Annotated in this window: 29 protein-coding genes and 1 tRNA gene; 14 read left to right on the top strand and 16 right to left on the bottom strand. The window is 73.0% G+C overall.

Annotated features, from left to right (window positions below):
• Nucleotides 1-107 precede the first annotated feature (107 nt).
• Nucleotides 108-833, top strand: a complete 726-nt coding sequence (locus C229_RS0106580; RefSeq protein ID WP_018654286.1) for a helix-turn-helix domain-containing protein — start codon at nucleotides 108-110, stop codon at nucleotides 831-833.
• On the opposite strand, the gene C229_RS0106575 is transcribed toward C229_RS0106580, so the two are convergent.
• Entirely contained in the window at nucleotides 820-1,296 is a 477-nt protein-coding gene (locus C229_RS0106575) for an SSI family serine proteinase inhibitor (protein ID WP_240487098.1), read from the bottom strand. The two genes, C229_RS0106580 and C229_RS0106575, sit on opposite strands and share 14 nt — an antisense overlap.
• Here C229_RS0106575 and C229_RS0106570 point away from each other — a divergent pair.
• The 4 genes from C229_RS0106570 (at nucleotide 1,295) to C229_RS29685 (ending at nucleotide 5,870) form a co-directional block, all read left to right on the top strand.
• Nucleotides 1,295-1,630, top strand: a complete 336-nt coding sequence (locus C229_RS0106570) for a rhodanese-like domain-containing protein (protein ID WP_018654284.1) — start codon at nucleotides 1,295-1,297, stop codon at nucleotides 1,628-1,630. The two genes, C229_RS0106575 and C229_RS0106570, sit on opposite strands and share 2 nt — an antisense overlap.
• 129 nt (nucleotides 1,631-1,759) lie before the next feature.
• A complete protein-coding gene (locus C229_RS0106565; protein ID WP_018654283.1) occupies nucleotides 1,760-3,088 on the top strand; it encodes a purine-cytosine permease family protein in 1,329 nt (442 codons plus the stop codon).
• Between the two features lie 81 nt (nucleotides 3,089-3,169).
• Complete coding sequence (locus tag C229_RS0106560; RefSeq protein ID WP_018654282.1) at nucleotides 3,170-5,038, top strand: sensor histidine kinase; 1,869 nt, start codon at nucleotides 3,170-3,172, stop codon at nucleotides 5,036-5,038.
• A 325-nt stretch (nucleotides 5,039-5,363) separates the two neighbouring features.
• Nucleotides 5,364-5,870: an ATP-binding protein gene (locus C229_RS29685; RefSeq protein WP_018654281.1), complete on the top strand. Its 507-nt coding sequence runs from the start codon at nucleotides 5,364-5,366 to the stop codon at nucleotides 5,868-5,870.
• A 280-nt stretch (nucleotides 5,871-6,150) separates the two neighbouring features.
• Here C229_RS29685 and C229_RS0106550 read toward each other — a convergent pair whose 3' ends face one another.
• Genes C229_RS0106550 through C229_RS0106535 form a run of 4 tightly spaced genes read right to left on the bottom strand, consistent with a single transcriptional unit; the run spans nucleotide 6,151 to nucleotide 8,337 of the window.
• Nucleotides 6,151-6,753 (bottom strand): anthranilate synthase component II, encoded by a 603-nt coding sequence (locus C229_RS0106550; RefSeq protein ID WP_018654280.1) that lies wholly within the window; start codon nucleotides 6,751-6,753, stop codon nucleotides 6,151-6,153.
• Complete coding sequence (locus C229_RS29680; protein WP_018654279.1) at nucleotides 6,746-6,928, bottom strand: hypothetical protein; 183 nt, start codon at nucleotides 6,926-6,928, stop codon at nucleotides 6,746-6,748. The genes C229_RS0106550 and C229_RS29680 overlap by 8 nt, the downstream gene beginning before the upstream one ends.
• Before the next feature lie 9 nt (nucleotides 6,929-6,937).
• On the bottom strand, nucleotides 6,938-7,573 hold the full coding sequence (locus C229_RS0106540; protein WP_240487096.1) for a class E sortase: 636 nt from the start codon (nucleotides 7,571-7,573) through the stop codon (nucleotides 6,938-6,940).
• 20 nt (nucleotides 7,574-7,593) lie between these two features.
• Entirely contained in the window at nucleotides 7,594-8,337 is a 744-nt protein-coding gene (locus tag C229_RS0106535) for a DUF881 domain-containing protein (protein WP_018654277.1), read from the bottom strand.
• Nucleotides 8,338-8,366: 29 nt separating this feature from the next.
• On the opposite strand from C229_RS0106535, the gene C229_RS0106530 reads away from it, so the two are divergent.
• Nucleotides 8,367-8,675, top strand: coding sequence for a cell division protein CrgA (locus tag C229_RS0106530; RefSeq protein ID WP_081639752.1), 309 nt, complete (start codon nucleotides 8,367-8,369; stop codon nucleotides 8,673-8,675).
• A 110-nt stretch (nucleotides 8,676-8,785) separates the two neighbouring features.
• On the opposite strand, the gene C229_RS0106525 is transcribed toward C229_RS0106530, so the two are convergent.
• A complete protein-coding gene (locus C229_RS0106525) occupies nucleotides 8,786-9,649 on the bottom strand; it encodes a rhomboid family intramembrane serine protease (RefSeq protein ID WP_018654275.1) in 864 nt (287 codons plus the stop codon).
• Nucleotides 9,650-9,689: 40 nt separating this feature from the next.
• Nucleotides 9,690-10,220, bottom strand: a complete 531-nt coding sequence (locus tag C229_RS0106520; protein ID WP_018654274.1) for a peptidylprolyl isomerase — start codon at nucleotides 10,218-10,220, stop codon at nucleotides 9,690-9,692.
• A 313-nt stretch (nucleotides 10,221-10,533) separates the two neighbouring features.
• On the opposite strand from C229_RS0106520, the gene C229_RS0106515 reads away from it, so the two are divergent.
• Nucleotides 10,534-11,112 (top strand): hypothetical protein, encoded by a 579-nt coding sequence (locus C229_RS0106515; protein WP_018654273.1) that lies wholly within the window; start codon nucleotides 10,534-10,536, stop codon nucleotides 11,110-11,112.
• Between the two features lie 129 nt (nucleotides 11,113-11,241).
• Nucleotides 11,242-12,072, top strand: a complete 831-nt coding sequence (locus C229_RS29675) for an acyltransferase (protein WP_018654272.1) — start codon at nucleotides 11,242-11,244, stop codon at nucleotides 12,070-12,072.
• A 9-nt stretch (nucleotides 12,073-12,081) separates the two neighbouring features.
• Here the strand turns inward: C229_RS29675 and C229_RS29670 are convergent, their stop codons facing one another.
• The gene (locus tag C229_RS29670; protein ID WP_018654271.1) at nucleotides 12,082-14,400 is read right to left on the bottom strand and encodes an ATP-binding protein; all 2,319 of its coding nucleotides are present in this window, start codon (nucleotides 14,398-14,400) and stop codon (nucleotides 12,082-12,084) included.
• Nucleotides 14,401-14,492: 92 nt separating this feature from the next.
• On the opposite strand from C229_RS29670, the gene C229_RS0106500 reads away from it, so the two are divergent.
• Nucleotides 14,493-15,962, top strand: coding sequence for an MFS transporter (locus C229_RS0106500; protein WP_018654270.1), 1,470 nt, complete (start codon nucleotides 14,493-14,495; stop codon nucleotides 15,960-15,962).
• A gap of 56 nt (nucleotides 15,963-16,018) precedes the next feature.
• Here the strand turns inward: C229_RS0106500 and C229_RS0106495 are convergent, their stop codons facing one another.
• Both C229_RS0106495 and C229_RS0106490 read right to left on the bottom strand, forming a co-directional pair.
• Nucleotides 16,019-17,524 (bottom strand): DEAD/DEAH box helicase, encoded by a 1,506-nt coding sequence (locus C229_RS0106495; protein ID WP_026313501.1) that lies wholly within the window; start codon nucleotides 17,522-17,524, stop codon nucleotides 16,019-16,021.
• A 204-nt stretch (nucleotides 17,525-17,728) separates the two neighbouring features.
• Nucleotides 17,729-18,145 (bottom strand): rhodanese-like domain-containing protein, encoded by a 417-nt coding sequence (locus C229_RS0106490; protein ID WP_018654268.1) that lies wholly within the window; start codon nucleotides 18,143-18,145, stop codon nucleotides 17,729-17,731.
• 92 nt (nucleotides 18,146-18,237) lie between these two features.
• Between C229_RS0106490 and C229_RS0106485 the strand changes: the two genes are divergently transcribed.
• Nucleotides 18,238-19,221, top strand: a complete 984-nt coding sequence (locus tag C229_RS0106485; RefSeq protein WP_033423935.1) for a helix-turn-helix domain-containing protein — start codon at nucleotides 18,238-18,240, stop codon at nucleotides 19,219-19,221.
• Nucleotides 19,222-19,409: 188 nt separating this feature from the next.
• On the opposite strand, the gene C229_RS29665 is transcribed toward C229_RS0106485, so the two are convergent.
• Nucleotides 19,410-19,934, bottom strand: a complete 525-nt coding sequence (locus tag C229_RS29665) for an SPFH domain-containing protein (RefSeq protein WP_018654265.1) — start codon at nucleotides 19,932-19,934, stop codon at nucleotides 19,410-19,412.
• A gap of 139 nt (nucleotides 19,935-20,073) precedes the next feature.
• On the opposite strand from C229_RS29665, the gene C229_RS0106470 reads away from it, so the two are divergent.
• Complete coding sequence (locus C229_RS0106470; RefSeq protein WP_018654264.1) at nucleotides 20,074-21,042, top strand: HAMP domain-containing sensor histidine kinase; 969 nt, start codon at nucleotides 20,074-20,076, stop codon at nucleotides 21,040-21,042.
• A gap of 9 nt (nucleotides 21,043-21,051) precedes the next feature.
• On the opposite strand, the gene C229_RS0106465 is transcribed toward C229_RS0106470, so the two are convergent.
• Nucleotides 21,052-21,711 carry a response regulator gene (locus C229_RS0106465; RefSeq protein ID WP_018654263.1) on the bottom strand — a complete coding sequence of 220 codons (660 nt, stop codon included), beginning with the start codon at nucleotides 21,709-21,711 and terminating at the stop codon, nucleotides 21,052-21,054.
• 213 nt (nucleotides 21,712-21,924) lie between these two features.
• On the opposite strand from C229_RS0106465, the gene C229_RS0106460 reads away from it, so the two are divergent.
• Nucleotides 21,925-22,383, top strand: coding sequence for a CBS domain-containing protein (locus C229_RS0106460; RefSeq protein ID WP_033423934.1), 459 nt, complete (start codon nucleotides 21,925-21,927; stop codon nucleotides 22,381-22,383).
• Nucleotides 22,384-22,399: 16 nt separating this feature from the next.
• Nucleotides 22,400-23,683, top strand: a complete 1,284-nt coding sequence (locus tag C229_RS0106455) for an ArsB/NhaD family transporter (protein WP_018654261.1) — start codon at nucleotides 22,400-22,402, stop codon at nucleotides 23,681-23,683.
• 95 nt (nucleotides 23,684-23,778) lie between these two features.
• Here C229_RS0106455 and C229_RS0106450 read toward each other — a convergent pair.
• Together C229_RS0106450 and C229_RS35255 are read right to left on the bottom strand one after the other, a co-directional pair.
• A tRNA-Ala gene (locus C229_RS0106450) sits at nucleotides 23,779-23,851 on the bottom strand.
• Between the two features lie 142 nt (nucleotides 23,852-23,993).
• Nucleotides 23,994-24,113: a DLW-39 family protein gene (locus C229_RS35255; protein ID WP_240487094.1), complete on the bottom strand. Its 120-nt coding sequence runs from the start codon at nucleotides 24,111-24,113 to the stop codon at nucleotides 23,994-23,996.
• A 216-nt stretch (nucleotides 24,114-24,329) separates the two neighbouring features.
• Between C229_RS35255 and C229_RS0106440 the strand changes: the two genes are divergently transcribed.
• Complete coding sequence (locus C229_RS0106440) at nucleotides 24,330-25,121, top strand: SDR family NAD(P)-dependent oxidoreductase (protein WP_026313499.1); 792 nt, start codon at nucleotides 24,330-24,332, stop codon at nucleotides 25,119-25,121.
• Nucleotides 25,122-25,131: 10 nt separating this feature from the next.
• On the opposite strand, the gene C229_RS0106435 is transcribed toward C229_RS0106440, so the two are convergent.
• On the bottom strand, nucleotides 25,132-25,353 hold the full coding sequence (locus tag C229_RS0106435; protein ID WP_018654258.1) for a hypothetical protein: 222 nt from the start codon (nucleotides 25,351-25,353) through the stop codon (nucleotides 25,132-25,134).
• Between the two features lie 527 nt (nucleotides 25,354-25,880).
• A complete protein-coding gene (locus tag C229_RS29660) occupies nucleotides 25,881-26,531 on the bottom strand; it encodes a hypothetical protein (RefSeq protein WP_018654257.1) in 651 nt (216 codons plus the stop codon).
• Nucleotides 26,532-26,715: the final 184 nt, after the last annotated feature.

Raw genomic sequence — 26,715 nt, 5'->3', positions numbered from 1 at the left:
CTGAACGCTAACGCAACCATCGAAGCGGTTACGTTGCAATGAAATGAGCATGAAAGCTAAGGTGGCCCCACCACGGCAGCCGGACGACACCCCGAGGAGAGCGCGCGATGCCCGGAGGCAGACTCACCCAGCAGGAACGCCGCCAGATCGCGCAGGGCCTCGCCGACGGCCTGCCCTACGCGCAGATCGCCCGCGCCCTCGACCGCCCCACGTCCACGATCACCCGCGAGGTGATGCGCAACGGCGGTCCCGGCGCCTACCGCGCCGAGCTGGCCCACCGCGCCACCGAGCGACGCGCGCGGCGGCGCGGGCAGGGCTCCGCCCGCACGCCCGAACCGGCCCCGCAGCCGCACGGGCGCGACCCCGAGGCCGTGCACGAGTACCAGGAGGCGTTCGTCACCGCGCTCATGGCGCAGGGCCTGCCGCAGATGATGGCGCGCGTGCTCGGCTGCCTGTACACCACCGACACCGGCAGCCTCACCTCGGCCGAACTCGTCCAGCGGCTCCAGGTCAGCCCGGCGTCGGTGTCCAAGGCGATCGCGTTCATGGAGGGCCAGGCGCTCGTCCGCCGCGAGCGCGACGGACGCCGCGAACGCTACGTCGTCGACGCCGAGCTGTGGCACCAGGCGATGCTCGCCAGCGCGCGCTCCAACGACGCGTTCGCCACGACGGCGCGCGAGGGCGTGCGCGTGCTCGGCGCCGGGACACCCGCCGCCGCACGGCTGGAGAACATCGCCCGCTACCTGGACTTCGTCACCGAGAGCCTCACCCGCGCCGCCGAACAGGCCCGGGACGTGCTGCACGCCCGGGCGCCGGACGTCAGCGCGGAGTGAAGACGGGGGCGAGCTTGTCCCAGCGGGTCATGGCGCAGCCGTCGGTGCGCTTGAAATCGGCCTTGATCGGCGCACCCTGCCAGGTGCCGGTGAGGGTGGCAGTCTCGGGACCGCCATAGATGGTGGTGCACATCTGCCCGGTGGGGGGCGTCTTGAGCGCTTCGGGGGCCGCCTTGAGGGCGGCGCACGCCTTCTGCCCGGCGGGATGGTCGCCGCCGACGGGGTCACAGGTCAGGGTCCAGGTGGTGGGCGCGGCGTCCTTATCCGCTTTGACCTGGACGGTGAGGGTTTCGGGGGACGTGTGCGTGGGAGCCACCTTGGACGGCCCCGCCGGGGCGTCGTCCGAGCCGCAGGCCGCCAGTGACAGGATCAGGGCGAGGCCGGGCGTGGTGAGCGCGAGGGTCCGATACCGCATGAGAGTTCGACGCGCGGCACGTCCGCGCGGTTCCAGGGAGATGCGCATGTTCTTCGGAAACGACGTTCCGGCCGTGGACGCGGCCGACGTCCCCGCCGACGGCTACCTGCTCGACGTCCGCGAGCAGGACGAGTGGGACGCGGGCCACGCGCCCGAGGCCGTCCACATCCCGATGACCGAGCTGAACGACCGCGCCGCCGAGATCCCGCAGGACCGCGAGGTCTTCGTCATCTGCCGCTCCGGCGCCCGCTCCGCGCAGGTCACGGTGGCGCTGAACCAGGCGGGCTGGCTCGCCAAGAACGTCGCCGACGGGATGCAGGGCTGGCACGCGTCGGGCCTCCCGATGGACGCGAGCGGGGACGCACCACCGCACGTCGCATAAGGGGCGGTACGCTGCCGTCTGTTCTTTTCACCGCGCGGGAGTCCGGGCTGACGGGCTGAGAGGGCGACGACGATCGCGTCGCCGACCGCAGAACCTGTCCGGATCATGCCGGCGTAGGGAGCGTGTGTCGTGGCGGCCACCGCCAAGACGTCCGAAGTGCCGTTCACCCTCGACGAACCGGCCCCCAAGGTCCTCGGCTTCTGGGACCAGTCCGCGTTCTGGGCCAACCTCGGCGTCAGCCTCTTCGCGTTCTCCGGCGCGTACACGGTCCTCGCGCCGGACGCGGCCGGGAACCCGACGCTGTCGATCGTCGCGGGCATCGTCGCGATGACGGTCGGCACCGTCCTCGGCGGGCTCATGCTCGGACTGGCCGCCGCGCCCGGCGCCCGCACCGGGCAGCCCGCGATGGTGCTGCTGCGCGGCCTGTTCGGCGCGCGGCTGTCGTACGTGCCGACGGTGCTGAACATCGCGCAGCTCGTCGGCTGGGGGACGTTCGAGCTGATCGTCATCGCCGACGCCGCGTCCGCGCTGTACGACGGGATTCCCCGCTGGGTCTACGTCGTCGCGGCGGGCGTGCTGACGACGGCGCTCACGATCTGGCCGCTCGGCTCGGTCCGGCTGCTGCGCCGCTACGTGACGGTGGCGGTGTTCGTCGCGCTCGTCTACTTCTACGTCCGGTTCCTCACCGGCCCGCTCCCCGACCTGACGGCGGGCGACTGGGGCGGCTTCTGGATCGGCGCCGACGCCGCGCTGGCCGTGTCGATCTCGTGGGTGCCGGTCGCCGCCGACTACACCCGGCACTCCCGCACGGCGCGCAGCGCGTTCGGCGCCGCCGCCGTCGGCTACTCGGCCACGCAGATCTTCGCCTACGTCCTCGGCCTCCTCGCGCTCGCGATGGTCGCGGGGAACACCGAGAAGGTGTTCGACCCGTTCCTGGCGGTGCCGCTCGGCGTCCTGTTCTTCGGCATCTTCGTGCTGCGCGAGGCCGACCAGTCGTTCGCGAACGTCTACTCCACGGCCGTGTCGATCCAGAACCTCGTGCCGCGCGCCGACCGCCGCGTGCTGTGCGTCGCGCTCGGCACCGGCATCACCGTGCTGGCGCTGATCTTCAACATCGGGGACTACGCCGGGTTCCTGTCGCTGATCGGGTCGGTGTTCGTGCCGATGCTCGGCGTGCTGGCCGCCGACTTCTTCCTCGGCAGCGGGCGGCGCGGCTGGGACACAGGGCGCGACGCCCCGTCCCGCTGGGGCATGATCGCCGCGTGGGCGGCGGGCTTCGCCGTCTACCAGCTCATCTACCCGGGCTCGGTCGGCTGGTGGGCGGCGTTCTGGACGCGCGTCCAGGAACTGGTGCACTTCACCGCGCAGGGCTGGATGAGCGCGTCGCTGTTCTCGTTCCTCGTCGCGGGCGCCGCCGCCGCGCTCGCCGGAAGGCTGGACCGTTCCCGGCGTTCGTGACGTTCTTCCGGCGGGACCCCCCGCGATGCGAGAACCTTTCCGTGGTGGTTGCCCGGCGCACCCCCATGATCCGGTGGCACGATGAAGGACGTGCACGCCCACGACCCGATCGCCCGCGCGGTCCTCGAATCCGCCGCCGACGCGATCATCGCCGTCGACCACCGGTCCCGCGTCACCGTGTGGAACCCGGCGGCCGAGCGCATGTTCGGCTGGAGCGCCGCCGAGATGACCGGCCGCGTCCCGCCGCTCGTGCCCGACGAGCTGAAGGCCGAGCACAACGCCGTCCAGGAGCGGCTGCTCACCCGCCCGTCCGGCGACGGCGGCCGCATCTCCATCGCGACGCGCCGCTTCCGCAAGGACGGCGGCCTCATCGACGTCCGCATCGACACCAGCCTGCTGAAGGACGCGTCCGGGCAGCGGCTCGGCTGGGTCGGCGTCTACCACCCGGCCGACGAGGACGACGGCGCCCAGCACCACATGGCCGAGCGGGCCCGGCTGGTGCGGCGCCTCAACGACATCGTCGCCGACCTCAACGCCGAACTCGACCTGGCCACCGTCCTCGACCGCATCACGGCCGCGCTCATCGAGCTGACCGGCGCCGACGCGGGCGGTTTCGTCCGCATCGACGGCGACCGGCTGACGCTCGTCAGCCTGTCCGGCCTGCCCGACCGGATGCGCGGCACCGGCGCCGCGCTGCGCACCAGCCTGGTCGGGGAGGCGCTGCGGTCGGAGAAGACGGTCATGCTCGCCACCGGCGCCGAGCGGCTGTCGGAGCTCGTCTGGTCGGAGCTGGACGGGCTGCACACGATCGCGCTCGGCCTGTCGTTCCTCCAGAACCGTCCCTACGGCGCGCTGTACGCGCTGTTCTCCGGCCGCAAGGTCGGGCACATCGAGCTGGAGCTGCTGGAACTGCTGGCCGGGCACGCCGGTGTCGCGGTCGGCAACGCCGTCGCCTACGAGCGCGTCGTCCGGCAGCGGGCGCACGAACGCGCCGTCATCGACTCCAGCGCCGACGGCATCGCCGTGCTCGACCGCGACCGCGTCGTCCGGCAATGGAACCCGGCGGCCAGTGCCCTCACCGGACGTCCGGCCGCCGAGGTCATCGGGGGCGCGCTGCCGTTCGCGGCGCCCGCGCCGGGGGAGGGCACGACGTTCGAGCCGCCCGGCCGCCCCGGAAGCTGGCTGCACGCGGTCGCCGCCGAGATCGAGGAGACCGGCGAACTCGTCGTCGACATCCGCGACGTGTCGGAGGCGAAGGCGCTCGAAGAGGCCAAGGACCTGTTCCTCGCCACCACCAGCCACGAGCTGCGCACCCCGATCACCGTCGTGCAGGGGTTCGCGAGCACGCTCGTGCACCGCTGGGACGAGCTGTCCGACGCCGACCGCCGCTCCGCCGTCGCCACCATCGCCGAACGCGCCCAGTCGCTCGGCCGCCTGGTGGAACACCTGCTGCTCGGCGCGCGCGCCGGGGCGGACGAGCTGGCGGTGACGCTGGAGCCGTTCGACCTGACGCGGGTGCTGGAGGGCGTCGCGGGCGGGTTCCGGTCGCTGTCCACCGTGCACAGCGTCGATCTGGACGTTCCGGACGGCTTCCCGGCGGCGCTCGGGGACGCGATGGCCACCGACATCATCCTCGGGCAGCTCCTGGAGAACGCGTTCAAGTACTCGCCCGACGGCGGCAAGGTCACCGTGACGGCCCGCGCCGAGCCCGCCGGGCTCGTGGTGACCGTCCGGGACGAGGGCATCGGCATCGCCCCCGGCGACCACGAACGGGTCTTCGAGCGGTTCGTCCAGGGCGAGGCGGGCGACCGGCGCCGGTTCGGCGGCATCGGGCTCGGCCTGTACATCGTGCGGCGGCTCACCGAGGCGCAGGGCGGCGCCATCTCCGCGCACCCGGTTTCGGACGGGCCCGGAACGGTGATGCGGCTCGTCCTGCCGCCCGCGCCGTGATGCCGTTGTGCTGACTCAACAGTTAGGCGAGCGGTCGTTTGCGGAAACGCACAGTGTCGCCGTGGTGTGACGGACGAAACGTATGCGTGAGGAGTATTCCGTCAGTGGGTGGATAGACCTCAGAAGGATCGTCAGCGAGAGTGGGTTTCCCATGTCCGCCACAGACGGGGGTGTTGACCGTGTCCGCGACGCGGTGCCGTCGCCCGGCCGGCGCGAGTTCGTTAAGTTCGGGTTTCCGGAACCCCACGACCGGGCATTTCGGTCGTACCGAAGGGGCGAGGAACCAACGGAACGGAACGGGGAGGTGAGGACGTCGAGCGTCTCCATGCTTCCCCACGCGGCGTCCAGCGTCTCGCTGGCCCGTCGGCGCCTCAGCGGCGAACTGACCGCCGCCGGAGTCTGCGAGTCGGCCATCGACGACGCGCACGTCATCGTCAGTGAGCTTCTCAGCAACGCGCTGCGCCACGCGCGTCCGCTGCCGTCCGGGCAGATCCGGCTCTCCTGGGCCCGTTACGGCGACGCGCTGGAGTTCGCCGTCACCGACGGCGGCTCCATGACCGAGCCGCGCAAGGGCCCGGGCACCCTGTCCTCGCTCGGCGGCCGGGGCCTCGGCATCGTCGAGGTGCTCGCCGAGAGCTGGGGCGTCCGGCACGACCACGGCTCGACCACGGTCTGGGCCCGCGTCGACGCCCCCCAGTCCGGCGGGTCGAGCGCGTCCGCGCCCCGCATGGCGCACGCCGTCCTCACCGAGTTCACCGACCTCCCCGACACTTCGGCGTCCCACGCCGCCACCTGGCACGACGCCGCCCCCCGCCGCGTCCACCCCGCCTGAGCGAGACACCACGCACCACCAAGTGACGTATACACGCGAACCACCCGGGCTAGGGCCGCGCCGACGCAGAGGGCATGATCATCCGGACCGAAGGGAGGATGATCATGCCCTCTGCGTCGGTGCCAAAAGGGCCCTAGCCCCGCCGCGCCGAAGGCGCGGCAATAAGAGAGAGCTTCCGCCACTCGGGGGCAATGGCGGAAGCCCTCGATCTGTCATCGGGTGACGGTCCTGGGGTGTTACAGGTTTCTTCGACGGATTTTCGCGTTTTATGGGAGCGTGCTCACGCCGGGACCGGCCGGGCGGTGTCCTTGCAGGTCAGCAGCCAGGTTCCGAGCAGGTCGCGGCCGTGCTCCGACAGGATCGACTCGGGGTGGAACTGGATACCCTCCACCGGCGCCGTCCGGTGCCGGACGCCCATGATCACGCCGTCGTCGGTGCGGGCCGTGACGGCCAGCGGCGGCGCCACCGTCTCCGGGCGGACGGCCAGGGAGTGGTAGCGGGTCGCGGCGAAGCCGTCCGGCAGCCCGGCGAAGACGCCGCCGCCGTCGTGGTGGATCGGGCTGGTGTAGCCGTGCACGACGTCGGGCGCGCGCCCCACCGTCGCGCCGAACGCGTGCGCGATGGCCTGGTGGCCCAGGCAGACGCCGAGCAGCGGACGGCCCGTCCGGGCCGCGTCGCGCACCAGGTCGAGGCAGACGCCCGTCTCGGCCGGATGCCCCGGCCCCGGGCTCAGCAGCACGCCGTCCGCGTCCGCCGCGTCGGCGGGCGTCACGTCCTCGCGGGGCAGCACCGTGCACGACGCGCCCAGCTCGCGCAGGTACTGCACGAGGTTGAACACGAAGCTGTCGTGGTTGTCCACGACGAGGACCTGCACCTCACCCACCGCCCGGCGGGGTCGACGCCGGCGTCACGACGCCGTGGTCGAACTGGAGCTTGGGCTCCAGCCACGGGAACACCACGTACCAGAGCGCCGCGACCACCACCAGGACGGCCAGCATCGTCCACATCAGCTTCTTCGGCCCCGAACCGGGCAGGTGCCGCCAGATCCACGCGTACACGCATCTCCCCTAACGTTGCGCGGTCGCCGGTACGCGCGGGACCTCCGCGCTCAGCTTCCCGAAGATCACGAGCCGCTGCGCCGCCGAGTACTTCGGATGGCACGTCGTCAGCGTGATCATCCGCTGCTTCGGCTTCCGGCCCGGACGCCCCGGCACCGGCGACGTCACCTCCACCGCCGACGGGTTCACGATCCGGCGGCCGGTGACCTGGTAGGTGTACTTCCGGGTGCGGGTGTCGATGACGATCTCGTCGCCGTCCTTCAGCTCCCCGACGCGGTTGAACGGCGCCGAGTACGTCGTGCGGTGCGCCGACACCACGAAGTTGCCGACCGCGCCGGGCAGCGCGCTGCCCGGATAGTGGCCCGGCCCCTTGCGCAGGTCGGCCGGCTCGACGCCCTCGACGATCACGTAGCTGAACTTCTTCCCGAACCGGGGGACGTGGATGCGCGCCATGCCCTTGCCCAGCGACACCTTCTCGGTGGTCACCCGCGGCTCGCGCCACGCCCGGGACAGCTCGTCGTCGAGCTTGTCCTGCTGGGCCTGGGTGTAGCGGCCCGTTCCCCACAGCGAGTAGGTGACGAACAGCAGCACCACGACGCCCGCCGTGATGCACAGCTCGCCCAGGCCACGGATGATCACCCGCACGTTCCGTCCGCTCCCTCGCTTCAGTCCTGCTCCGGCACGGACGCGTGGTTCATCGTCACGTGGCCGGTGTAGGCGGGCAGCGTGACCCGGCCGAGCGGGCGCACCGCGTAGCCGAGCCCGTACGCCCGCACGTACTTGCGGTACGTCGCGATCTCCGGTGCGCGGTCCAGCGCGGCACGCAGCCGTGCCGGGTCGCCCACGGCGGTGACGCGGAAGGGCGGCGAGTACACCACCCCCTGGAGGATCAGCGTATTGCCCACGCAGCGCACGGCGCTCGTGGCGATGATCCGTTGATCCATTATTTGCATGCCCGTCGCCCCGCCCTCCCACAGCGCGTTCACGACGGCCTGCACGTCGCCCTCGTGCACGACGAGGTCGTCGGCGCCGACGCCGCGCGGCAGCTCGCCGTCCGGGCGGTGCGGCGCGTCGTCCAGGACGACCCGCAGCCCCGGCCCGCGCAGCGGCGCGAACCCGGCGGACGGGGCGAGCCGGGCGGCGCGGCCCTGCTCGGCGCGGACGCGGCCGTCTCCGGCGGCGGCGCGCGCGGACAGGTCGTCCACCTCGCGGCTCAACCGGCGGTACTCTTCCCGTTCGCGGTCGCCGCGCCGCTGCTCGGCGGCGATCAGCTCGGTGAGGCGGGTGCGCCCGGCGTCGCGCAGGTCGGTACCGCGGGACGTGCTCGCGCTCGCCGCGAACAGGGTTCCCGCGATCAGCGTGAGGACTGGGATGATGCTTCCCCACGTTCGACGTCGTACGCTCTTCACCAGCGACTACGCTAACCGACAAAACACCCATGCGCGGACCGGCGCTCCGGCCGCCGGACGCCCGAGGAGACCGATCCACCGTGGCCAAGTCCAAAGTGCGCAAGAAGGCCGTCTACACGCCGCCGCAGAAGTCGAAGGCGCCCGAGGTCAGCCCGCGTTGGCTGGCTCCCACGATGATCGCGCTGTGGGTCGTCGGGCTGGCCTGGCTCGCGACGTTCTACGTGACGGCGAGCACCGGCACGCGCGTCCCCGTCATGAGCGATCTTCAGAACTGGAACCTCGGCATCGGCTTCACGTTGATCATCATCGGCGTCATCCTGTCGACGCGCTGGCGCTGACCCCTACCCGCTTTCGTGGCGCATTAATCCACGAAAGTTATCCACAGGCTGGGGACAATTGACGTTCACGGGCCGCCGCGTCGACGCGACGCGGCGGCCCGTGGTCGTTCTCACCCCGTCAGGCTCACGGTCTGCACCGCCGTCGCGGCGAGCAGCAGCGCGGCGACCGCCACCGGAGCCGCGATCCCCACGACGCGCTGCGCCGAGCGCGGCGCGTAGGCGAACGCCGCCGCCAGCAGGCCGCCCACGGCCAGGCCGCCGATGTGGCCCTGCCACGAGATGCCCGGCACGGCGAACGTGATCACCAGGTTGATCACCAGCAGGAACACGATCCCGCCCGCCGGAGCGCCCGTCTTGCGGCTCAGCACGAAGAACGCCGCGAACAGGCCGAAGATCCCGCCGGACGCGCCGACCGCCGCACCGCCCGGTTCCACCAGGTACAGCAGCACCGAGCCGCCGATGCCCGACAGCACGTACAGCGCCAGGAACCGCCAGCGGCCCAGCGCCTGCTCCAGCGGCGGGCCGATCACCCACAGCGCCCACATGTTGAACAGGATGTGGGCGATGCCGAACGAACCGTCGCCCATCCGCTGGTGCAGCAGCATCGGCGTCACCAGCCGGTACCACTCGCCGTGCGCGACCCCCGGCCCCCACATCAGCAGCGCCTCGAAGAACGCGTCCGACGTGAGCGACACCACGTACGCCGCGACCGTGACACCGATCAGCGCGTACGTCACGACCGGCGTGAACGAGCCCCGCGCGACCGCGCCGCCCATCGTCCCCCGGGGCTGCCGGACGGACCGGTTCCCCTCGGCCACGCACTCCGGGCACTGGTGCCCGACCGCCGCGTCGTGCATGCAGTCGGGGCAGATGTGCCGGTCGCAGCGCGTGCAGCGCACGTACGTCTCGCGCTCCGGGTGGCGGTAGCACCGGGGCGGCGACGTCTCGGGGGCGTGGCGGGGATCAGTGGTCATCAGGCGGCTCCAACCGGCCGGGCAGGGGTCTCACCCTGTACTACGACTGGCGGCGCTCGATCGTCACCGACTCGATCACCACGTCCTGCTGGGGACGGTCGTTGCGGCCCGTCGGCGCGGCGGAGATCTGGTCGACGATGTTCGTGCCCTCGATCACCTTGCCGAAGATCGTGTGCCGGTTCGTCAGGTGGCGGGTGTTCTCGACGTTCGTCGTGATGAAGAACTGCGAGCCGTTCGTGCCGGGCCCGGCGTTGGCCATGGCCAGCAGGTAGGGACGGTCGAACGTCAGCGACGGGTCGAACTCGTCCTTGAACTGGTAGCCGGGGCCGCCGGTGCCGGTGCCGATCGGGTCGCCGCCCTGGATCATGAAGTTCGGGATGACGCGGTGGAAGATCGTCCCGTTGTAGAGCGGGGCGTCGGACTTCTGGCCCGTCTGCGGGTGCGTCCACGGCTTGCCGCCCTCGGCCAGCCCGACGAAGTTCGCCACGGTCTCGGGGGCCTGCTCCGGATAGAGCTGGACAACGATCTTCCCGGCGTTGGTGTTCAGCGTAGCGAAGACTTCTTCGGCCATCTGGGGGCCTCCTCTGCGGTTGGGTGCGTCTGTTGCCTGCCCGCGCGGCGCGGCGTTCCGGCGCGCGCCTCACCGGGTCTCCGCCCGGCCGCGGTCACGGTCGCGGGGCGACCGCTCGCAGAATGCGAGGTTAGCGCGTCGCGCGCCTCCGCCCCGCCGGGACGGCCTACCCTCCGCGCCGGGGAACACACGGCTCCGGCCCTGCGGGCACCGATCTTTCGTTCAGGGTTCGGCCACGCTCGGAGGGGGCGGGGTTTACGTCCGGTCCAGAGGGAAGGGTGCTCGGCAGGACCTCACGGACCTGGAGGTTAGCGTGTCCCTGAAGAACACTGTCAGTCGTAAGCGCAAGGGTGAGACCCGCTACCAGTTCGACCGCGCGCAGGACGTCGCGCGCAGCGGAGTGGAAGCGGCGAGGCAGGGTGCCTCGACGGCGGCCGAACGGATCGGCCCCGCCGCCCAGCAGACGCGTGTCGCCACCGCCGACGGCATCCTCGCCGCCCGCGAGTGGAGCGCCCCGCGTCTGGAGCGTGCCGCCAAGTACGTCGAGAGCGATCTGGCGCCGAAGGTCAGCGCGGTGCTGTCCGACACGGCGCAGCGCGTCGAGCCGCCCAAGCCCAGGCGCGGCCGCAAGTTCGCGCTGACCGCGCTGGTGGCGGTGGCGCTGGTCGGCATCGCGAGCGTGATCGCCAAGAACAAGGCCGCGAGCGACCCGCTGCTGGACGATCCCGCCACCGACCCGGAGCCGCCGGCCACCACCGGCACGTCGAGCACGGGTGCCACGCCGACGACCGGCACGGCCACGGCCGCGTCCGGCAACGGCAGCAAGCCGGGCCCGACCGGCAAGGGCGCGCCGGGTTCCACCGGCACCCCGGGCTCGGCCAAGAAGCCGTAGCACGCAGAGGGGCACCAGCGAGGGGGCCCGGTCCACGGACCGGGCTCCTCGGCTGTCCCCGCATGCGGCCCGTGGGACGGGAGCGGACGGACGATACCGGCGTTTCGTACCAACCGGTACCGTGGGCGCATGTCAGCGAAATCCGGCCGGGCGGTCCACCCCCTGCGCGCCCGGCTGCGCCGCCGCGTCGAGCGGAGCCTGCACACCGCGGTGCAACGCGGCTGGGAGTGGGTCCAGCGGCACGGTGAGATCACCCCGCACACGCCGGGCAGCCGGAAGTTCGCCTACCTGGGCGAGGGCGCCTGCATCGGGTTCCCCGTCGGCGCCGTGTACGGGGAGCCGTGGATCTCCATCGGCGACCACACGCTCGTCGGCACGCACGTGACGATCTCGGCCGGTTTCGTCCCGGGACTGGACCTCGGGCCCGACATCGTCGTGAAGATCGGGCGGGGCTGCTCGCTCGGCCGCGGCACCCACGTCGTCGGACATCAGTCGATCGAGATCGGTGACGACGTGTTCACCGGCCCGAACGTCTACATCACCGACCAGAACCACACCTACGGCGACCTGGACATGCCGATCGGGCGCCAGTGGCCGGAGAACAACCCGGTCGTCATCGGGAACGGCTGCTGGATCGGCACCGGCGCGATCATCCTGCCGGGCACGCGGCTCGGGAAGAACGTCGCGGTCGCGGGCGGCGCGGTGGTGCGCGGCGAGTTCCCCGACCACGCCGTCATCGGCGGCGTCCCCGCCAAGGTGCTGCGCACGCACGACCCCGAGACGGGCTGGCAGCCGCCGCTGCGCACCGCCTCGCCGCTGATCTCGCTGCACGAGCTGGCCACCCTGTCCGCCGAGGGCATGGAGGGCCTGCAAATCCTCTCCGACCGCCTGCGCGCCGAAGACCAGGCCCGCCTCGCCGCCCGAGCGGCCCCCGAACCCCTCCACGAAGAAGCCGGCTGACGCCCAGCGTCAGGCCGATGCCGGGGCCGTGTCCGGGAAGGCGGCGGGGCCCAGGCTGAGGCGCAGTGCCTCGGCCAGGCGGGTTCGTGTCGCGGACGCCTGGAGCAGCAGCCGGACGGCCTCGCCGTCCTCGCCCGCCAGGACGCGCGCCGCCGCCAGCCCCTCCAGCGCGCGCCGGACGGCGGCCGGGTCGTCCGCCGCGCGGGCCGTCTCCAGTTCGAGGGCGTGCAGCGCTCCGGCGGAGGCGACCACGTCGGCGGGGAGGGTGTCGCGGCGTTCGGGCAGTTCGCCGCGTACCGCCCAGTACCAGGCCAGCGCCGCCGCGATGCGCGCCGCGAGGGCGGTGTCGCCGGAGTCGAGCGAGGTGCGGAGCGCGGCGCGGAGGTTGGCGTCGTCGGCCTCCAGCCGGGCGAGCCAGCGGGTCCGCGCCGGTCCGAACCGGTTCGCTTCGGCGCATTCCGCCAGGAGCGCGTAGTACCGGGCGTGGCGGAGCCGGAGCGTCGCGTCCTCCCCGGCCGCCGCGAGCCGTTCGCGCGCGTAGGCGGCGACGGTCTCCAGCAGCCGGTACCGCTCCCCCTCGCGCACGACGAGCGAGCCTTCGACGAGCGCCGCCAGCGTCACCGTGTCCGGCACGTCCGGCGCCACCGGCTCCGGGCCGCCGCACTCGGCGTCGCACGGGGGAGCGGCGGCGAGCAGGTCGGCGGCGCGCTTGGCGGCGGCGATGTTCCACGTGGAACCATCGGGGGCGCAGATGTCCGCGACGTCCTCGGCGTCGAACGAGCCCGCGAAGACGCCGAGACGGCGCAGCAACCGCCGCTCGGCCGGGGGCAGCAGCTCCCAGCTCCAGTCCAGGACGGCGCGCAGGGTGCGCTGCCGGTCGGGTCCGGCGCGGCCGGGCGTCAGGACGGCGAAGCGGTCGTCGAGCAGGGCCGCCAGGCGTTCGGCGCCGAGCGCGGCGACGCGTCCGGCCGCCAGCTCCAGCGCGAGCGGCAGGCCGTCCAGCCGTCGCGCCACGGTGGCGGCGGTGTCCGGGTCGAGGTCCGGGGCACCGGCCGCGGCGGCGCGTTCGGTGAACAGGCGGACGGCGGGGGAGTCGCGCGGGTCGGCGCCCGGTTCCGGCAGCGCCAGCGGCGTGACCGCGCGGACGACCTCGCCGGGGACGCCGAGCGCCGTCCGGCCCGTCGCGAGCACGCGCAGCCCGGGGGCGCGGCCGAGCAGCAGCGCCGCCAGGTCGCCCGCCGCGCGGGCCACGTGCTCGCAGTTGTCCAGGACGAGCAGGACGTCGTGCGGTTCCAGGCCGTCCGCGAGCGCGCCAACCGTCGTCGCGGGGGAGCCGAGCGCGGACGCGGCCGCCTCGGCGACGGCGTCGGGGGACGCGTCGCGCGGCACCGCCGCCAGGTCCGCGAACACCGCCGGAGCGGGGCCGTCGGCGGCGACGTCCACGGCCAGCCGGGTCTTCCCGACACCTCCGGGTCCGGTCAGCGTCACCAGCCGCGACGCGCGCAGCAGGCGCCGCACGTCGGCGCGTTCGGCGTCGCGGCCGACGAGCGCGGTGAGGGGGAGCGGCAGCCGGGCGCGCGGCGGCGCGGCGGACGACGCGTCCAGCGCGGGGTCGCGGCGCAGGATCGCGGTGTGCAGGTCGTCCAGGTCGGGGCCGGGGTCGACGCCCAGTTCGTCTGCGAGCCGGGCACGCAGCGAGCGGTAGACGTCCAGGGCCTCGGCGTGCCGCCCGCTGCGGTACAGGGCGCGCATCAGCGCGGCGCGCAGCCGCTCGCGGAGCGGGTGGCGGCCGGTGAGATCGACCAGCTCGGGGACCAGGGCGGCGTGCTCGCCCGCGTCCAGCCGGGCGTCGGCCAGGTCCTCCACGGCGGTCAGGCGCAGTTCCTCCAGCCGGACGGCGTCGCCGCACGGATGGTCCGCGAACGCGGGGCCGCGCCACAGCGCGAGGCCCTCGGTGAGCAGCGCGACGCGGCGGGCCGGGTCGGCGCGGGCGTCGCGGGCCAGGTCGGTGAAGCGGACGGCGTCGAGTTCGCCCGGCAGCAGCGCGAGCCGGTAGCCGGGGGCGGTCGCCGTCAGGCGGGTGCGCGCGCCGGGTTCGGCGTCGTCCAGGACGCGGCGGAGCTGCGACACCTTGACGCGCAGCGCGGGCAGGGCGCGTTCGGGCGGGCCGTCCGGCCAGAGCGCGTCCACCAGCGCGTCGAGGCCGACCGGGCGGCCCTCGGCCGCAAGCAGCGCGGCGAGCAGCGCCCGCACCTTGCGCTCCCGCACGACGACGGGGCGACCGTCGTCCGTCCGGACCTCCACGGAACCCAGCACCCCGTACCGCATGAGGGCCACGCTATCCCGCCATAAGCCGATCCGAACTCGCCCATAACGTGCGCGCCGGAGCCTGGACGCGGAATCCCACGAGAGGCTCTGCGATGACGATGACCGAAACACCGACGCGGGCGCCCGCCCGCGCCTGGGCGGGGCTGGCCGTGCTCGCCCTCCCCACCCTGCTGCTCGCCCTGGACAACACCGTCCTGTACCTGGCGCTCCCCCACCTGACCGCCGATCTGCGGCCCGGCCCCGTGCAGCAGCTCTGGATCATGGACGTCTACGGCTTCATGATGGCGGGCTTCCTCGTCACGATGGGCGGCGTCGGGGACCGCATCGGACGGCGCCGCCTGCTCATGATCGGCGCCGTCGCGTTCGGGCTGTCGTCCGCGCTCGCCGCCTGGTCGGTGACGCCCGAGATGCTGCTCGCCGCGCGGGTGCTGCTCGGGATCAGCGGCGCGACGCTGATGCCGTCCGCGCTGGCGCTCATCGGCACCATGTTCACCGACCCGGCGCAGCGCGGCATCGCGGTCGGGACGTTCGTCGCGTGCTTCATGGGCGGCGCCGCCCTCGGCCCCGTGATCGGCGGGGCGCTGCTCCAGTCGTTCTGGTGGGGGTCGGTGTTCCTGCTCGGCGTTCCCGTCATGGTGGTGCTGCTCGTCGCGGCGCCGCTGCTGCTGCCCGAGCACCGGGGCGCCGAGGGCGGGCGGCTCGACCCGGTGAGCGTCGCGCTGTCGCTCGCCGCGATCCTGCCCGTCGTGTACGGGCTCAAGGAACTGGCCGGAGACCCGGTGCGCGTCGTCCCGTACGTGTCGCTGGCGGCCGGTGCGGCGTTCGGCGCCGCGTTCCTGTCCCGGCAGCGGAGGCTGGCGTCGCCGCTGCTCGACCCCGCGCTGTTCCGCAGCCGCGCGCTGACGTCCGCGCTGGCCATCCTGCTCGGCACCATGGTCGCGCAGGGCGGCGTCTACCTGCTCGTCAGCCAGTACCTCCAGAACGTCGCCGGGATGGCGCCGCTGCGCGCCGGGTTCACGCTCGTGCCGCCCGCGCTGGCGCTCGTCGCCGGATCGCTCGGTGCGCCCGTGCTCGCCCGGAAGGTCCGGCCGAGCACCGTCATCGGCGGCGGGCTGCTGCTCGCCACGGCCGGGTTCACGTTCGCGGCGCTGTCCGGCAGCACGTTCGAGCTGATGGCCGGGCTCGTCGTCGGCTACCTCGGCACCGCGCCGGTCGGCGCGCTCGGCATGGGCATGGTGCTCGGCGCCGCGCCCGCCGGGAAGGCCGGTTCGGCGTCGGCCGTCGCCGAGACGAGCGGCGAGTTCGGCATCGGGCTCGGCATCGCCGTCTTCGGCAGTCTCGGGGCCGTGTTGTACCGGCTCGCCCTCGGTGACGCGCCCGCCGCCGCCCGCGACTCGGTCACCGGCGCCGTCCGGTCCGGCGATCCCGCGCTGGCCGACCGGGCCCGCGACGCGTTCACCACGGCCGTCACCACCGCCTACGGCGTCACCGCCGTCCTCGCGGTGCTGCTCGCCGTCCTGGCGTTCGCGCTGCTGCGCCACGTCCGCCCCGCCGAGGGGTGAGACACGACAACGGCGGCCTCCCCCGCGCAAGGGAGAGGCCGCCGTTGTCGTGGTGTCTAGCTGGAGCGGGCCGGACGGCGCGACGTGCCGCCGTTGTAGCCGCCGCCGCTGCGCCGGTTGCCGTACGACGAGCCGCCGGAGCGCTCACCGTACGAGCCGCCGTGGCCGGTGTGGCCGCCGGAACGGTCGCGGTCGAAGCCGCCCTCGCGGCGCTCGCCGCGCGGCGCGCCACCGCGTCCGCCCTGGTAGCCGCGGCCGCCGCTGCGACGCCCGCCGCCCGGACGGCCACCGCGACCGCCCTCGCGGCGCGCGGGACGCTCGGGGATCAGCGGCTCTTCGATCGGCACGCCCGACGGCTCGCGGGCGCCGGTCAGCTCGACGAGCCGGCCGTCGCCCGAGATCGCCTTCAGGCGCGGCGCCTCGATGCCCGCGCGGCGCGTCATCGCCGACGTCGAACGCACCTGGTGCGGCAGCACCAGCGTGACGACGGTGCCCTTCTCCCCCGCGCGGGCCGTGCGGCCGGCGCGGTGCATGTAGTCCTTGTGGTCGGCGGGCGGGTCGACGTGCATGACCAGCGACACGTCGTCCACGTGGATGCCGCGCGCGGCGACGTCCGTGGCGACCAGCACGTTGATCGAGCCCTCACGGAACTCGTGCAGCGTGCGGGTGCGCAGCCCCTGGCTCTTGCCGCCGTGCAGGCCCGCCGCGCGGACGCCCACCTGGGTGAGCTGCTTGGCGAGCCGGTCGACGCCGTGCTTGGTGCGCGCGAACAGGATCGTGCGGCCCTCACGGTTGGCGATCTCCGCCGTGATGAGGCTCTTCTCCTTGGGCGCGACGAGCAGCAGGTGGTGGTCCATCGTGTCGACGGACTCGTCCACCGGGCCGATCGCGTGCGTCACCGGGTCGTTCAGGTAACGCTTCACCAGGACGTCGACGTCGCGGTCGAGCGTGGCGGAGAACAGCAGCCGCTGCCCGCCGGGACGCGCCTGGTCGAGGATGTCGGTGACGTCGGGCAGGAAGCCCATGTCGGCCATGTGGTCGGCCTCGTCCAGCACGACGATCTCGATGTCGGACAGGTCGCACGCGCCCTGGCGCATGAGGTCCTTGAGGCGGCCCGGGGTGGCGACGAGGATCTCGACGCCGCGGCGCAGCGCGTCGATCTGCTTGAACATCGACGTCTGGCCGATGACGGTCTTGAAGTGCAGCCCGACGCTGCGGCCGAGCGGCTCCAGGTTCGTCTGGACCTGCTGGGCCAGCTCGCGGGTCGGGACGAGGATGAGGCCGAGCGGGCGCTTGGACGCCGCGCGGCGGCCCGCCAGGCGCGCCAGCATCGGCAGGCCGAAGGCGAGGGTCTTGCCGGAACCGGTCTTGCCGCGGCCGAGGACGTCGCGGCCCGCCATCACGTCCGGGATGGCGGCGGCCTGGATCGGGAACGGCGCGTCGATGCCCTGCCGGGCGAGCGCCGCGACGAGGTCGGCGGGAAGGCCGAGCTCGCCGAAGGAGGGGACGATCTCCGCGTCGGTGGACACGGCGACGTCATGGGCAGCAGGAACGTTGGTCACGCAGTACCTTCCGAGAGGGGGGCACGTCTCGGGAGGCACCACGACCATGTGTCGGTGGGCTGCAAGGACGAGCCGGACGCGTTCAGCGTCGTAAGAGTGATTCGACCATTCTAACGTCGACACACCCCGTGCTTATGCCCCGTCCGCAGGAAAACCTTCCCGACCGCCCCTCACCGGCACCCCGTACCGGGCGGTATCCGCGCTTCAGCACGCGCAGCCGACGCCCCCCTTCGGCGCGGTGAGCGGATCGACCGGGCGGCGGGCGGTGGTGCCGTCGCCGCGCTCGTACGGCAGGCCCTCGCGGGCCCAGTACTCGAAGCCGCCGAGCATCTCGCGCACCGCGTAACCCAGCCGGGCGAGGGCCAGGGCCGCCTTCGTCGCGCCGTTGCAGGCCGGGCCCCAGCAGTAGACGACGACGTCGGTCCCCGCCGGGACGAGGGCGGCGGCGCGGTCGGGGATCTGCGCGGTGGGCAGATGGAGCGCGCCGGGGAGGTGCCCCTCGTCCCACGCGGCACGGCTCCGCGTGTCGATGATCACAGTGCCGGACGGCGCGGCGGCGACGTCCGCGACGTCGGTCTCGAAGGCGAGGCGGGCGGAGAAGTAGCGGACGGCGTCGTTCATCGGACTCCTTCGAGATCAGGTGCTCCGATCCTCGCGCGCCGCCCGACCTCCGCAGAAGTGGCAGCAACGCCGCACATCGCTAATATCCCGCCATGCGGCACACAGTCTCAGTCCTGGCCTTCGACGGCATGACGCCCTTCGAGCTGGGCACCGTCGTCGAGGTGTTCGGGCTGCCGCGCCCCGAACTCACCGTCCCCTGGTATGACCTGCGGGTCTGCGCCGACCGGCCCGGCCCGATGCGCATGGCCGGTGGCCTCACCCTCACCGCCGACCACGGCCTGGACGCGTTCGCCGCCGCCGACACCGTGATCGTCGTCGCCGTCCCGGACGTGCGCGCGCCCGTCCCCGCCGACGTGGTCGCGGCGCTGCGCGCGGCGCGGGCCAACGGCGCCCGCGTCGTCTCGATCTGCTCGGGGGCGTTCGCCCTCGCCGCCGCCGGGCTGCTGGACGGCCGCGCCGCCACCACGCACTGGCGCTACGCCGCCGAGCTGCGCCGTCGCCACCCGGCCGTGCGCGTGACGCCCGACGTCCTGTACGTGGACGGCGACGACGTCCTGACCGGCGCGGGCAGCGCCGCCGGGCTCGACCTGTGCCTGCACCTCGTCCGCCGGGACCATGGCGCGCGCGTCGCGAACATCGTGGCGCGGCGGCTCGTCGTCCCGCCGCACCGCGACGGCGGGCAGGCGCAGTTCGTGGAGGCCGCCGTGCCCGCCGCCGACGCGGGCGACCCGGTCGCCGCGACGATGGCGTGGGCGCTCGACCATCTCACCGAGACGCTCACGGTGGCCGATCTCGCCCGGCACGCCGGGATGGCGCCGCGCTCCCTGATCCGCCACTTCAACCGGCAGGCCGGGACGAGCCCGGTGCGGTGGCTCATCACCCAGCGGATCATGGCGAGCCTGCCGCTGCTGGAGGACGGGACGCTGCCCGTCGAGACCGTCGGGGCGCGTGTCGGTTTCGACAGTCCCGCGACGTTCCGGCACCACTTCGCCCGGGTGATGCGGACGTCCCCGTCCGCGTATCGGCGCACGTTCAGGACGAGAATTCCGGACACATCCCAGGTTCGACCGGTCTGACGCTGGGGTACGTCTCCGTCACGCTGCGTTATATCGCATGATCTGCGCACACTCGGGGGTGGAACGGATGGACGTGTTCATTACGGCATTCATCGTCGGCATCATCATGAGCGCGATGCTGTTCAGCTACCGCTGGGCCCGCCGCGCGCTCGACCGCCGCGCCGACGGCCCGTCCGCCTGACCGGGCGTCAGCGGCCCGCCCAGGCCAGCAGGTCCGGGCCGAGCGGAACGTCCACGTTCGTGATCGCCACCCGCTCGACGCGCACGCCCCACGGCCGCACCGCCGCGTCGATCCGTCCGGTGAGCGCCGCCGGGCCGGGACGGCCGACGAGATCGGCGAGGGTCAGGTCGCCGAGCGCGTCCGCCAGGGCGCCCTCGGCGGCGGCCTGCCCGCCCACGTAGGACGGCTCGGACTCGCGCGCCGACGTCACCGGATCGTGCACGGCGAGCACCACCGTCGCCTCCACCTTGATCGCCACGTCGTCGCGCGTGACGGCGCGGACGAACACGTCCAGCTCGGTCGCGCGCATCGACACCCGCTCGGGCTGGTCGAGGCCGGGCACGAGGAACCGCAGCCCCGGCGCGCGCACGGCGTGCACGCGCCCGAACCGGCGCACCACCAGCCGTTCGTGCTCGCCGACGATCCGGACCCCGGCCGCCACGAGCAGCGCCACGGCGGCGAGGGCGACGATCGTGGCCGCATATGCGGACATGACCCCTCCTTCCCCTCCAGCGTGACCGCTCGCGGGCGCCGCCACCATCGGGGCCGTCCCCCATCCCGGCCGGTTCCCGGCATGTAGCCCGTCGCGGCGGAATGGACATCGCGCCGCCGATGCTGTGACCTTGGGAATCATGAGCACCCCCACGCGGACCCCCGTCTCGGCGCTGTACTGGCGGCTGCTGCTGCTCAACGGGCTGATCTTCGCGGTCGGCACGATGGTCCTCGCGCTGTCGCCCGCCACGGTGTCCTCACCCGTCCTATGGGGCGAGCTGCCCGTCCTGACCATCGGGCTCGCGCTGATGATGACGGCGAACGCATTCCTGCTCCGCGCCAGCCTCACCCCGCTCGAAGGGCTCACCACCCTGATGGAGCGGCTCGACTCGCTGCGCTCCCACCACCGGCTGCCCGTCAGCGGCAACGGCGACCTCAGCTACCTGATCGGCACGTTCAACGCCATGCTCGACCGGCTGGAGGCCGACCGCGCCGCCAGCACCGCGCAGGTCCTCGCCGCGCAGGAGGCCGAGCGCAGCCGCATCGCCCAGGAACTGCACGACGAGATCGGGCAGAGCCTCACCGTCGTGCTGCTGTCGCTGAAACGCGTCCGCGACCGGGCGCCGGACGACCTCGCCGAAGAGCTGGAGACCGTGCGGGAGGCGGTGCGCGGCGGCCTGGACGAGGTGCGCGACGTCGCGCGCCGGCTGCGTCCCGGCGTCCTGGAGGACCTCGGCCTGCTCAGCGCCCTCACCGCCCTCACCGACGACTTCGCCGGGGCGGGCGAACCCGAGATCACGCGGCGGCTGCGCCCCCAGTTGCCCGAGTTGAGCCCCGACGTCGAGCTCGTCCTCTACCGGATCGCGCAGGAGAGCCTGACGAACGTCGCCCGGCACGCCCGCGCCGCCCACGCCGAGGTCTCGCTGCGCTCCGGTGAGGACGGCGTCGTCCTCACCATCACCGACGACGGGATCGGCCCGCCCGCCGCCGAGGGCAGCGGCATCCACGGCATGCGCGAGCGCGCCGGCCTCATCGGCGCCCGCCTCACCATCGACGCGGCGCCCGGCGGCGGCACCCGCGTCCGCCTCATCGTGCCCCCGGCCGCCTGACCCGGCGCGTCACGGTTCGACCAGGCCCACCCGGATCGCGTACTTGGTCAGTTCGAGGCGGTCGCGCAGGCCGAGCTTGCCGAGGATGTTGGCGCGGTGGCGGTCCACCGTCTTGACGCTGATCGAGAGCGTCGCCGCGATCTCCTTGGACGAGTGGCCCTCCGCGATCAGCTTGATGACCTCCTCCTCGCGCGGCGTCAGGACGCTGTCGGGGACCTCGCCGCCGCGCCAGTCGCGGCGCAGGTACTCGCGGATCAGCGCCGTCACCGCGCCCGGGTACAGGAACGGCTCGCCGCGCATCGCGGAGCGGCACGCCTCCAGCAGGTCCCGGTCCGCCACCGATTTCAGCACGTAACCGGACGCGCCCGCCTTGAGCGCGGCGAAGAAGTACTGCTCGTTGTCGTACATCGACAGGATCAGGATGCGCACCCCGGGCGCCGTCCGTGCGATCTCCCGCGCCGCCTGCAACCCCGTCATGCGCGGCATCGCGATGTCCAGGATGACCAGGTCGACCTCGCCGGGACGGCACAGCCGCACCGCCTCCGCGCCGTCGTCGGCCTCCGCGACGACGGTCAGGTCGGGCTCGGCGTCCAGGATGAGCCGCAGCCCGCGGCGGACGAGCGCGTGGTCGTCGGCGAGCAGGATGCGGGTGGGCGGCTCGGTGCTCATGACCTCCCACTCTCCTCGACGGCACGCGACGCGTCCACACGGACCGGCGAACTACACGGTCACGACCCCCGTAAATGGGTGTCAGTCCCGATGGCCCGTGTGGCTACTGACTCCCATCCTTACCAGGGAGAAGACGGTCACCGGCGCGCCACGGGGACAGACTGGAAGGACATGTCATCGTCGTTGAGACCGGGCACCGCCCGAAAGGACGTCATGCGGGCAAGCGATATCGCTGTTCAGATCCCCACGGTGACGCTCGCCGATCCCGTCGCGCGCGCCGTCCGCGTCATGGGGCTGGGGCGCCTCCCCGGACTGATCGTCGTGGACGAACGGCGCCGCCCGGTGCAGGTGCTGCCGGGCACCCAGGTGCTGCGGCTCATCGTCCCGCGCGCCTACCAGGAGGACCCGGCGCTCACCCGCATCGTGGACGAGGCGCACGCCGACCTGTTCTGGCAGGAGCTCGCGGAGATGAGCGTGGGCGACTGCCTCGCGCGGCCGAAGGCGAAACCCGTCACGGTGCGCGCCGAGGCGACGCTGCTGGAGGTCGCCGGGCTGATGGCCTCCGTGCGCAGCCCGCTGATCGCCGTCGTGGACGAGACCGGATCGCTGACCGGGGCCGTCACGCTGGACCGCCTGGTGTCGATCCTGGCGTTGGGCGAACCGGACTCCTGACCCCGGAGCGGGTCCGATGAGCGGGATCATCGCGCTCGCGATCTTCATCACGGCGTTCTTCTTCATCGCGACGGAGAAGGTCGACAAGGTCAAGGTCGTGCTCGTCGCCGCCGGGCTGATGGCCGTCCTCGGCCTCATCCCCGGCGCGGAGGTGTTCTTCTCCGAGCACGAGGGCATCGACTGGAACGTCATCTTCCTGCTGCTCGGCATGATGATCATCGTCGGGGTGATCAAACGGACCGGCGCTTTCGACTACCTGGCGATCTGGGCGGCCAAGCGCTCGCGCGGGCGGCCCTACCGGCTGATGGTCATGCTGATGGCGATCACCGCCATCGCGTCGCCGTTCCTGGACAACGTCACGACGATCATGCTGGTGGCGCCCGTCACCGTCGTCGTCTGCAGACGGCTCGACATCCCGGCGCAGCCCTACCTGATCGCGGAGATCCTCGCGTCGAACATCGGCGGCGCGGCGACGCTCATCGGTGACCCGCCCAACATCATCATCGGCAGCCGGGCCGGATTCAGCTTCAACGACTTCCTCATCAACATGGCGCCGATCGTCGTCGTCGTGTTCGTGGTGTTCGTCCTGCTGACCCGCGTGATGTTCCGCAAGTCGTTCCGCTACAACCCCGACAACGTCGCCGAAGTGATGGCCCTCCAGGAGCGCCGCGCCATCACCGACCCGGCGCTGCTCGTCCGCTGCATGATCGTGATGGCGGGCGTCGTCATCGCGTTCGGGCTGCACTCGGTGTTCCACATCGAGCCGTCGATCATCGCGCTCGTCGGCGCGGGCGTCATGGTGCTCGTGTCGCGCGAGGACGTCTCGGACGTCATCTCCGAGGTCGAGTGGCCGACGCTGGTGTTCTTCTTCGGCCTCTTCGCGATGGTGTCGGGCCTGACGCACACCGGCGTCATCGAGACGATCGGCACCTGGACGATCGACGTCGTCGGGGACAACTACTTCGCCGCCGCGACGGGCCTGCTGTTCGGCTCGGCCGTCCTCGGCGCCTTCTTCGACAACATCCCGTACGTGGCGACGATGGCGCCGATCGTCGAGGGCCTCGTCGAGGGCGCCCCGGCGGGCGAGGGCGAGGCGCTGTGGTGGGCGTTCGCCCTGGGCGCCGACTTCGGCGGCAACGGCACCGCCGTCGCGGCGAGCGCCAACGTCGTCGCCATCGGCATCGCCGCCCGCACCGGCAACCACATCTCCTTCTGGCAGTTCACCCGCTACGGCCTCATCGTCACCTTCCTAACGACGGTAATGGCCTGGGTGTACGTAGCCTTGCGCTACTTCCTCTAGCGCCCAGGTGGACGGGGCCCGCCGATGCGGCGGGCCCCGTTCGCGTGCGAACGGGGCCTGAAATGCGAAAACGCCCCGGAGGGCGTCTTCGTGGGTGGAGCCGTGGGGAATCGAACCCCAGACCTTCTGCATGCAAAGCAGATGCTCTACCAATTGAGCTACGGCCCCGAGACGGGACCAGTTTACCTGTGGCGGCGACCCGGCGGAGACGCCGGGGAACCCGGCGGGAACCGGGCGGGCGCGCGGGGCGCCGTGCCGGTCACGCCGGGGTCCGCTCGGGTCGCGCGCGGATCGCCGATGCGGAGCCGGATCAGCTCTCGGACGAGGTGGCCTCGGTCCACAGGTCCAGCTCGGCGCGGTCCTGCTGGAGCCGGCGCCAGACGGCGAGACCGCCCACGGCGACCACGGCGAGAACAAGCAGCTTCTTCACGATCGGGACCCCTTCACCTTCGACTATGAAGTCCATCCTGGAGATCTCGGACGGATCACGGGCGAACCTTCCCCCCAGGCTCCTCGCAGCCTAGCAACCACGGGACGGCGCCCCGCACCCGCTCGGCGGTATCGGACCCAACATCCGAACTCGGCGCGAAAACGACCGACCGCACGGCCCTACCGAGAGACGGACGGTGATGGAACAATCCCCCGCATGAGGCTGGAAGGCGCCAAAGTGCTCGTGACCGGAGCGACCGGCGGCATCGGCGCGGCGCTGGCGACGGCGCTCGCCGGGCGCGGCGCGCACGTCGTCCTCAGCGGACGGCGCATCGACGTGCTGGAGCCGCTCGCCGAACGCCTCGGCGGCACCGCCGTCCCCGCCGATCTCGCCGAGCCGGACGCCCCCGCCGCGCTGCTCGACGCCGCCGGGGAGATCGACGTCCTCGTCGCCAACGCGGCGCTGCCCGCGTCGGGGCTCCTCAGCGACTACCCGGTCGACGCGATCGACCGGGCCCTCGACGTCAACCTGCGCGCGCCCATCGTCATGGCGAAGCTGGCCGCCGAGCGGATGGTCGCGCGCCGCACCGGGCACCTGGTGTTCGTGTCGTCGCTGGCGGGCAAGGCCGCATCCGGACACGCCAGCCTCTACAACGCGACCAAGTTCGGGCTGCGCGGCTTCGCCCTGGCGCTGCGCGAGGACCTGCGTCCGCACGGCGTCGGCGTCTCGACCGTCTTTCCCGGGTTCATCCGGGACGCGGGGATGTTCGCCGACGCGCGCGTGACGCTGCCGTTCGGCGTCGGGACGAGGACGCCCGCCGACGTCGCCCGCGCGACCGTCCGCGCGATCGAGCGCGACACCGCCGAGACCGACGTCGCGCCGCTCGCGCTGCGGCTCGGCGCGGCGATCAGCGGCGTGGCGCCGTCGTTCGCCGCCGCCGTCCAGCGCCGCACCGGCGGCGCCCAGGTCGGCCGCGACCTGGCCGCGGCGCAGCGCGGCAAACGCTGACGCCCCCGGCTCAGGCCGGGAAGACATGGCGCAGCCGCCAGCGGTCGGCGTCGCGGCCGAGTTCGACCACGGCGCTGCCCGCCTCGCCCGTCACGCGGACGCGGTAGGCGCGGGCCTCGTAGCTCTTGATCACGGCGTCGACGGTGTACCGCTCGCCCCGCCAGCGGTACGCGGTGAGCCGGCCGACGGCGTCGTGCTCGGCGACGACCGGCTCGTTGAGAAGGTGCCCCATGGCCCCGGACCCTACCAGGCACTCGAACACACGTTCGCATTTATCCACAGGCTTGGGTCGCGTCTTCCGCAGCCCGGGACGTGCGGACGCCGACACCCGGCGTCGGCGTGCCCGCGCAGCTCACGGCACATACCGGACGCTCGCACGCCGCCTCCGGCCCCCGTGGCCGGACGCGTGCGCCGCTCCCGATTTCACCCCACTGTTTCCACAGCCTGTGGATAACGTGTGTGCACAGCCTGTGCATCGGAGCGATTCCGGCTGTCCACGTCCCGTCCCCATTTTGATCAACAGGTTCGGCCCGCGCCAGCCTCCGGTGGATAACTCTCTGACCAGCGACATCGCGTCCGTCCCGCGCGGTCGGCGACCGGTTGTGCACAGGCTGTGGGCAAATCTCGTCCACATGGCCGCCGGACCGGTGGACAACGTTGCCCACCGGTCGTCCCCAGCGTTGTCCCCAAGCCGACCGCGCCCGCGCCCGCTCGCCTACGCGACACGCCGGTGCGGTCCACACCCGGCGCCGGGTGTGCTCAGGCCGCGACGCCCGCGGTCTCCACCCGGGCGAGGTGGTACCAGGCCGCGCTGAAGTCGGTGAAGATCCGGCCCGGCGCGTCCGTCACGTGGTCGCCGCCCGCGCGGTAGGACACCGACGACGCGGACGGCCGGTAGGTCGCCGGGCCGGTCGCCCGCGCGTACGCGACCGTCAGCGCGAGCCGGTCGCGGGCCCGCGCCGTGAACGGCAGCGGGTCGGACACGGCCTCCGTCCCGGGCGCGACGACGACGCCCGGCGCACCGCTGAAGCGCAGCAGGCGGACGCTGTCGCGGTGGACCGCGGGCCCGCCGGCGGACCGCGCGACGCTCAGCGCGGTGATCCGCAGCGGCTGCGCGCCGTACCGGTTGGACAGCCGGACGCGCACCCGGTCGCCCCCGGCGTTCAGCGGCACGATCTGCCGCAGCGTCTCCCGCTCGAAGCCCCGCGCCGACCAGTCCGCGGCGGCGGCCGTGCCGGGCGGCCGCACGTCGGTGCTCCAGGCCGCGGTCCACCGCGTCCCCGAGCCGGTCAGCTCCGCGACCGCGATCCGCGCCGGCGACTCGTGGACGAGCCCGGCGATCAGGGCACCGCCCGTCAGCGCGCCGAGCACGACGCGCAGGGCGCGGAGGGGGACCAACGTCGTCTGCATGGTCCGATCCCATCGCGTCCGGACGCCGCGCACAGCGGTGCCGCCACCAGAACCCGGGTGGGGGAAACCCCACCTTTCGCGCCCTGTGCACAACCGGCGCGCGCCCGCCCGGGAACGGTGGACGACGCGGCTTCGTCCCCAGCATGTGGACGAGGACGATCCCCAGCCTCGGGAAACGGTGGAC

Source organism: Actinomadura flavalba DSM 45200, from assembly GCF_000374305.1.
In the GTDB taxonomy this organism is placed as follows: Bacteria; Actinomycetota; Actinomycetes; order Streptosporangiales; family Streptosporangiaceae; genus Spirillospora; species Spirillospora flavalba.
Note: the sequence above shows the minus strand (reverse complement) of the source record. Positions and strands in the feature narration are given on the sequence as shown.